Genomic DNA, 7,290 nt, shown 5'->3' on the forward strand with positions numbered 1-7,290 from the left:
GCCGACCCCGCTATTCCTCAACGTCGGCGACGTCATGACACTCGGCATCGACGGCCTCGGCGAGCAGAAGCAGAAGGTGGTGGCGGCGTAGCGGGGCCTCGAATACAGGCCTCTCGTTTGTCATTCCGGGATGCGCCCCTTGGGCGCAGGCCCGGAATCCATACTCCCGGCGGTGGTTATGGATTCCGGGCTCGCTCACTTCGTTCGCGCCCCGGAATGACAGAAGGTAGGTTGACCCGGCTTGCCGCCAAGTAATTCCTCCAGGAGCGTTTCATGAAGCTTTACTTCTCACCGGCCTCGCCGTTCGCCCGCAAGGTGCGGATTGCGGCGATCGAGCTGGGGCTGATCGACAAGATCGAACTCGTCGGCGTCAGCGTCGTACCGGGACAGGCCAACGACGCCTACATGCACGACGTCAATCCGCTGAAGAAGCTGCCGGCGCTGGTGCTCGACAGCGGCGAAGTCATCGTCGACTCCTACGTGATCGCCGAGTATCTCGACGAGCTCGGCGGCGGCAAGCTGATCCCGGCGTCGGGAGCGCAGCGCTGGCGCGTGCGCAGCGATCATTCGCTGCTGCAGGGCATGACGGACTCGATGCTGCTGTGCCGCTACGAGAAGCTGGTGCGGCCGACGGATTTGTTCTGGCAGGGCTGGTACGACGATCACTGGAATCGCGCCTGGACCGGCATGGCCCGCTTCAACGCCGACACCGCAATGCTGGAAGGCCCGTTGACGCTGTCGCAGATCGCCTTGGTGTGTGTGCTCGGCTACGCGGACTTCCGCTTCCCGGACTGCGGCTGGCGCGCGGCGTATCCGAACCTTGATGCGTTCCATCAGCGCATGATGCAGCGCGAGTCGGTCAAGGTCTCGGTCCCGCCGCCAGCGTAAGCCGGCGGCCTCCTAGTCGAACAAGCTTGGCGTGTAGTTGACGATCGCGCCTTCGATCTCGAGCAGCTTGAGCTTGGTGACGACGCCGCCGTTGGCCGAGAAGCCGCCGGGCTTGCCGCCGGCGGCGAGCACACGGTGGCACGGCACGATGATCGGCACCGGATTGCGGCCGAGCGCCTGACCGACTTCGCGCGACAGCTCGACACCGCCGAGCCGCTTGGCGATGTCGCCGTAGCTCAGCGTCTGGCCCGGTGGGATCGTCCGCGTGATCACGTAGACCTGGCGCTGAAACTCCGTCACGCCCTCCATATCCACCGCGACATCGGCGAGATCGACCTGAGCGCCGCCGATCAGCGCGACGATATCGTCGATCACCGCCTGAACATGATGTGGCGGCGCTTCGGCCTCGGCGATGTCGCCGCAACGCTGCGCGATGCGTGCGCGCGTCTGCGTCTCGTTCGGCTGCGGCAATTGCATGGCGACGATGCCGCGATCGCTCCAGGCAATGCCGCAGCGGCCGATCGCGGTGTCGAACAGCGCGTAGCTTTGGACCGTCATGTGAAAGCGTCCGTGGTTAACCGCGGAAGACTAGCCGGAGCCGGCACCGCGATCCACCCGATCCCAGGGTGCGGTCCAGGCCGCGGTTATTCTCCCGGAACCAACCGCCCCATCGCCGCCTGCGTCATGCGCTGATGACGGCGGCGCGACAGATACAGCAGCAGACCGGTGACGCCGAACAGCGGCATCGACAACGCCGCCAGCATGAACAGCAGCCTCCCGGGCCAGCCCAAGACGGCGCCGCGGTGAATGTCGAACATGCGGGACAACATCCGTTCGCCGGTGGTCTTGTCGGCGTAGAGTTCACGAGACACGATAGCCCCGGTCGCGGCGTCGATCCTGAATTCGTCGCGGCGGCCGTCGGCCGCTTCGGTGAGCCAGGACCTGATCCGCACGGTCGGCTCGCCGCCACTCGGCAGCGTCAGCCGTGCAGAGGCGAAATTGTCACCGCGGTCCTGCACGAAGGTGGCCCAAACCCGGTCGAGATGGAGCTGCGCAGTCACAGCCTCACCACGTTCCGCGCGAGCCTTGCCGCCCTGCGCTTTGGCCTTCATCGGCTCTGAACCGGCGGGAGAGCGCGCGAACAGCCAGGTCGCGCCGGACCTGTACCAGTCGAACGACCACCACAGACCGCTCAGTACGATCACCAGATAGATCAGCATCACCCATGTGCCGACGACCGAATGCAGCGAGCGGTACAGGCCGCGGCCGTGCAGCTGAAGATGCGGCTTGAGCCAGACCTTGAGGCTGCCCGGCCGATGCGGCCAGCGCAGCACCAGACCAGAGATCAGCATCGCGATCAGTCCAATCGCCACGATACCCGTGATCGGCCGGCCATAGCCCTTGCCGTCACCGGACAGCAGCAGCCAGCGGTGCAGCCGCTGCACCGTCCAGAAGAAATCCTCGCCGACCGGATGGCCGAGCACGTGGCCGTCATAAGGGTCGACGTAGAGCGACGATGGGCGCGAGCGATCCTCGTTGCGGGCGAAACGGATACGCGCCGCAGCCGCCGGATCGTGCGCCAACGTGAGCGAGGCAATCGGGCCGGGTGACGTGGCATGCACCCGCGCGATCAATTCGTCCGGCGCGAGCCGCGGCGCCGAGCGCGGCTCGACGTGCATCACGCCGGCATTGAGGCCGGCCAGGATCTCGTCCTCGAAGCTCATCATCGCGCCGGTGACGCCGATCAGCATCAACACCAGCCCCAGCACCAGTCCGACGATCGAATGCAGCTGAAGCAGCGCGGCTTTGACGGCGCGCCGCATCAGAACTTCACCGTTGCGGCGAGCGAGAACCGCCGCGCGTCGCCGACCGCCACGTTCAGCGTGTTGACGGCCGACGGATAGTACACGGTGTCGAACAGGTTCTTGACGTTGAACTGATAGGTCACCGGCAACGGACCGGTCTTGGTCTCGTAGCTGGCGAAGATGTCCGCGACCGTATAGGCCGGCAGCACGAAGGAGTTATTGCTGTCGCCGGGCCGGTCGCCGACATAACGCGGCCCGCCGCCGACGCGCAGCCGGCCGGGCAGCGCGGTCCCGAAATCATAGACCAGGAACAGCGACGCGGTGTTCATCGCCACGTTCTGCAGTCGCATCCCGACCAGCGTCGGATCCTCGGTGACGATCGCGTCGGTGTAGCCGTAGCTGGCGATCGTGCTCCAATGCTCGTCGAGCCGGCCGGTGACGTCGAACTCGACGCCGCGCGACCGCACCTTGCCGGCGGCGCGATATTCGTTGAGTCCGGTGGCAGAATTGAATTGAGACACCAGCACGTTCTTCTTGTCGATGTCGTACACCGCCAGCGTGCCGGACAGCCGCTTGTTCAGATCGAATTTGAGACCGGCTTCGTATTGCGTACCCTCTTCGGGCGCGATGTTGGAGCCGATGACGAAGCCGCCGGTCAGCGGCGCGATGCTCGACGTCGGCTGCAGCGACTGGGTGTAGCTGGCGTAAAGTGACAGCTGATCGTTCAGTTTGAAGATCGCACCGGCGATCGGCAGCACCTTGCTGCCATCGAGATCGGTGTTGGCGGTGAACGGCCGGCCGCGGCCGGCAAGCTGGTCGTATTCCATCCAGCGCAGGCCGCCGACCAGCGAGAACCAGTTGGTGAGATGCAGCGTATCTTGCAGGAACAGCGAACGCGTCTCGAGCTGATCGGTCTGGGCGCTGTCGGAGGCCGACACCGTGGTGCCGGGCTGCACCAGACCGTAGGTGGGATTGTAGAAGTTGAAGTTGGGCGTCGATTGCCGGATCAGGTCCTGGCGATAGATCACGCGGCGCTGCGCGTCGCCGCCGATCAGGATCTCGTTGCGGAAATCGCCGAGCCAGACATTGCCTTGCAGATAGGACGTACCGTAACTGACATACGCCATCGCGCCTTTGGTGCCGTCATTGCTTCGCTTTTCGATCCCGGTCTTGGCGTCGACCGAAGTGATGCGAAGTTGGTTGGCGTCATAGGTCTCGCTGTTGAAGCTGTAGGCGGAGGTGACCTTCCAGTTGTCGTCGAGCCGGTGCTCGATCGAGCCCTGCACCAGATCCGACTTGCCCCAGGTCCGGTTGAACGCCTCGTCGAGCCGGCGCGTAGCCGGGATCGCCAGCGGCGCGCCGTTGACAAAGGCCGTGCCGCGGTCGAACGGGTAGCTGAACTCACGATGCTCGTAGCCGAACTGCAGCGTAGTGCGATCGCCGTACCAAGCCAGCGACGGCGCGATCAGCACCTCGCGATTGGCGCCGAAGTTCCGCCAATAGTCCTCGTCGAGTCCGGAGCCGACGAAGCGATAGGCGACGCCGTTGTCGCCGATCGGGCCGGTGACGTCGACGACCGCCTGGCTGCCGTTCTTGCCGCCGCCGAAGCTCGAGCCGATCACGGTGAGCGAGCCGTGCTGATACAATTCGGGTCGCTTGCTGATGGTGTTGACGATGCCGCCCGGGTTCTGGATGCCGTACAGCAGCGAGGCCGGGCCCTTGAGCACTTCGACGCTTTCGACGTCGGCGCCGAGCGCGCGGCCCTGCACCAGCGGCATGCCGTTGCGCATGATCGAGCCGTCGCGATTGTCGCCGAAGCCGCGGCGGATCACGGCGTCGAACGAGCCGGCCAGCGTATTGGTCTGGGTGACGCCGCTGACATTGGCGAGGGCGTCGTCGAGATTGCGCGGCAGCTGATCCTTCAGCACCTGCTCGGGAACGACATTGACGGATTGCGACGAGTCGAGCGGCGGCGCGCCGCTGCGCAGCGTGGTCGGGCTCGGCATCGCCCTGTAGCCGAGCTTCTGTTCGTTCAATACGGCGGCCGCAGCGGCGGCGCGCTCCGAAGGCGTCGGCGGCGCCGGCGTCGGCGCGGGCTGACGCGCAGCGCGGCGAACTGCAGCCCGCTGGGCTGCGCGAGGCGCAGATGAAGCAGCACTGCGTTTGGCGGCGCGGTTCGGCGCCTCGACGGTGACGGTCGGCAATTCGGTGTTCGATTGCGCGAGCGCCGGATCGATCACCACGCCGGCAATACACAGCACGCTGGCGGTCGCACCCGTCACGAGGAAGCCGCGCTTAGTTCGCGCAGCTGGCGCGCTCCGCCACCGATGGTTCGACATTCCGCAATCTGCTCTCCGACGTAAAACGATGCGTCGCATTTAGCAGGCAGGCGGTACGATGAGAACGTCGCGGCGTTTGTAATGCCTCTAAGAGGAATTCGACAGACGTGCCTAGCGGACAGACGTCGGTGCCACGGATTTCAGCAACGGTTCCCGATGGAATGGACCGACAGCAGACAGAAACGAAAACGCCGCCTCGTGAGGAGGCGGCGTCGTTTCGCAGAATGCGATGCTGCGCGGCTATTCGTCGTCCTCGAGCGCGTCGGCCAGCTGGTCGTAGTTCTTGGTGACCAGATCGATGTTGGTTTGGTTGGTGACCGGCGGCCCCGGATTTTTCAGCGCCTCGTTGAGCGAGGCCAGGGCTTCCTTCTTGTCGTCCGCCGACATCTTGGTGTCGGCCTGGACGGCGGCGATCTGCGACTTCAGCTCGGCTTCGGGCCCGACATATTTCTTGGTCTTGGCGTCGACTCCGGCGAGCACCATGCTGATCGCCTCGACCACGTCGCCATATTCGGCGAACGATGCAAAGCCGTATTTCTTCGCGACGTCGTCGGCCTGCTTGAGGATTTTGGGGTCCGGCTTGCCAGCCGGATCGTCCGGCAGTTTGGCGGCGATGGCATCTATTTCCTTGTGACCGGCAAGCACGTTCTGGATCTGCTTTTCCGTCAGCGTGACGTCCTTGATCTGCGGCTCGGGCGCTGGCGCCTGCTTGGCTTGCGCAAGCGCAGCGGTAGCGGACATGGAGACGGTAGCGCCGGCGAGTGCGGCGACGGCGGCGCCGGCGCCGATCATCACGGCGACGGTGCGGAAGGGATGACGCATAAGGGCTCCTCGAAATGCTCGTTGGGAAGAGGGATACGATCGACGCGGACCATCCCGCCGCGGTTCAGCCGTAAAATCGTCCGCGTGCGTACGAAGCTGGCCTGCAATTAGGCCGGAACGCGGGCCAGAATATAGAGCTTCTGCGAAATCCGCACAAAAAACGCCGGATCCCCGTCGAGGCGACGTCGATTGATGCCGTGGGAGCTGGCTGAATCTCGAAGAAGCGCCTGCTCTTTGGCAGGCCGCCGCGAAGACCACCTCCACACACGCCTCAATCAGACGACGGCGGAGGGCGAGTCGGCCTAGACCGCCGCCTTGGCGATCGAAGTTCGCTAGAGCGGTTCCGCTTCAATTAGAATCACCGCCGTCATCCTGAGGTGCCCGCTGGGCCGTGCAGTGCGCGGCACTGCGGGCCTCGAAGGATGGGCCACAAGCGCCTTGTCCGCATCCTTCGAGGCGCGCTACGCGCGCACCTCAGGATGACGACTCAGCGCCTGAAAGGGCTCTCCGCTTCAATCAATCCATGAACCGCTCTAACTTCGGCACTGACCGAAGCCTCGTTAGCAGCAACTGGAAGCCAGCTCGCCGCCGAATCCCGGCAGGCTGAGAAGCAGTTTTGCTGCTGCTACGCGACCGCTGAGGGCCCGGTCGAATGACGATAGGCGCAAAGTTCTCCGAACCATGGAACCTCGGACCGACTATCCTGCCGTCACGCACGCGCGGAAGCGGCTCGCCCTCACGCGGTTCGATTTGAATGGTTCGGAGAAAATTTCATGGCCAACGACAATACCAATGTCGCCTTTCCCAGCGGTGTTATGCGCATCGGCATCGCATGCTACGCGCTGCTACTCGCCGTGCTGGTCGCCTATGGGCTGCACGCGATGTTAGTGTCCGGTCCGGAGATCCGACGCGCCGCGCAGGACAATGTCGCGCGAGTCATCGCCGACGAAGATCGCCAATTCTGCGCGACGCTCGGCGTGCAGCCGACGAGCGCGGCCTTCCCGGCTTGCCGCGCGGGGCTGGCGACCATCCGGCAGAAGCAGACCGACCGCGACACCGCCGCTGAGCCGGGCATTCTCTAGCTGACTAGCTCGGCGCCGGCCGTTCCCATCGAGCCGTGCGCGACGGGCTTGGCTTTCAGCGAGCGCCCGTTCGGCAGACTGCGGGCCCGCCCAGGGTCACCGAACTCTGCGCCGGGCGCAGTTAGAACGCAAAAAAACGCCGCACCCGAAAGAGTGCGGCGTTTTTTTGCTGCCGTCAGATGACGGCGAAACGTAAAGAGGAATACTTGTCCTTGGCAGGCCTGGCAGCGACCTACTCTCCCGCGTCTTAAGACGGAGTACCATTGGCGCTGAGGAGTTTAACGGCCGTGTTCGGGATGGGAACGGGTTCAGGCTCCTCGCTAGAACCACCAGGCCGGCGAAGGACAAGCAACG

General features: G+C 64.7%; 6 protein-coding genes and 1 rRNA gene. 2 read left to right on the forward strand and 5 right to left on the reverse strand.

What is annotated here, in order from left to right; translation table 11 throughout:
• Positions 1–273: 273 nt before the first annotated feature.
• Positions 274–888 carry a glutathione S-transferase family protein gene (locus I5M_RS08435; protein WP_022720997.1) on the forward strand — a complete coding sequence of 205 codons (615 nt, stop codon included), beginning with the start codon at positions 274–276 and terminating at the stop codon, positions 886–888.
• 12 nt (positions 889–900) lie between these two features.
• On the opposite strand, the gene I5M_RS08440 is transcribed toward I5M_RS08435, so the two are convergent.
• The 4 genes from I5M_RS08440 to I5M_RS08455 form a co-directional block, all read right to left on the reverse strand.
• Positions 901–1,446, reverse strand: coding sequence for a methylated-DNA--[protein]-cysteine S-methyltransferase (locus I5M_RS08440; protein ID WP_022720998.1), 546 nt, complete (start codon positions 1,444–1,446; stop codon positions 901–903).
• 86 nt (positions 1,447–1,532) lie between these two features.
• Entirely contained in the window at positions 1,533–2,711 is a 1,179-nt protein-coding gene (locus I5M_RS08445; protein ID WP_022720999.1) for a PepSY domain-containing protein, read from the reverse strand.
• A complete protein-coding gene (locus tag I5M_RS08450) occupies positions 2,711–5,032 on the reverse strand; it encodes a TonB-dependent siderophore receptor (protein WP_022721000.1) in 2,322 nt (773 codons plus the stop codon). Before I5M_RS08450 ends, I5M_RS08445 begins: the two co-directional genes overlap by 1 nt.
• Before the next feature lie 240 nt (positions 5,033–5,272).
• Entirely contained in the window at positions 5,273–5,854 is a 582-nt protein-coding gene (locus I5M_RS08455; protein ID WP_022721001.1) for a hypothetical protein, read from the reverse strand.
• 773 nt (positions 5,855–6,627) lie between these two features.
• On the opposite strand from I5M_RS08455, the gene I5M_RS08460 reads away from it, so the two are divergent.
• A complete protein-coding gene (locus tag I5M_RS08460; protein ID WP_022721002.1) occupies positions 6,628–6,936 on the forward strand; it encodes a hypothetical protein in 309 nt (102 codons plus the stop codon).
• Between the two features lie 219 nt (positions 6,937–7,155).
• Here the strand turns inward: I5M_RS08460 and rrf are convergent.
• Positions 7,156–7,270 (reverse strand): 5S ribosomal RNA (gene rrf, locus I5M_RS08465).
• Between the last annotated feature and the right edge of the window lie 20 nt (positions 7,271–7,290).

The organism is Rhodopseudomonas sp. B29, assembly GCF_000333455.1.
In the GTDB taxonomy this organism is placed as follows: Bacteria; Pseudomonadota; Alphaproteobacteria; order Rhizobiales; family Xanthobacteraceae; genus Rhodopseudomonas.

Bases quoted from the DNA above. Each gene is read 5' to 3' on its own strand.
- I5M_RS08460 (WP_022721002.1), top strand. From the start codon at position 6,628: ATGGCCAACGACAATACCAATGTCGCCTTTCCCAGCGGTGTTATGCGC.
- I5M_RS08435 (WP_022720997.1), top strand. From the start codon at position 274: ATGAAGCTTTACTTCTCACCGGCCTCGCCGTTCGCCCGCAAGGTGCGG.
- I5M_RS08455 (WP_022721001.1), bottom strand. From the start codon at position 5,854: ATGCGTCATCCCTTCCGCACCGTCGCCGTGATGATCGGCGCCGGCGCC.
- I5M_RS08445 (WP_022720999.1), bottom strand. From the start codon at position 2,711: ATGCGGCGCGCCGTCAAAGCCGCGCTGCTTCAGCTGCATTCGATCGTC.
- I5M_RS08440 (WP_022720998.1), bottom strand. From the start codon at position 1,446: ATGACGGTCCAAAGCTACGCGCTGTTCGACACCGCGATCGGCCGCTGC.
- I5M_RS08450 (WP_022721000.1), bottom strand. From the start codon at position 5,032: ATGTCGAACCATCGGTGGCGGAGCGCGCCAGCTGCGCGAACTAAGCGC.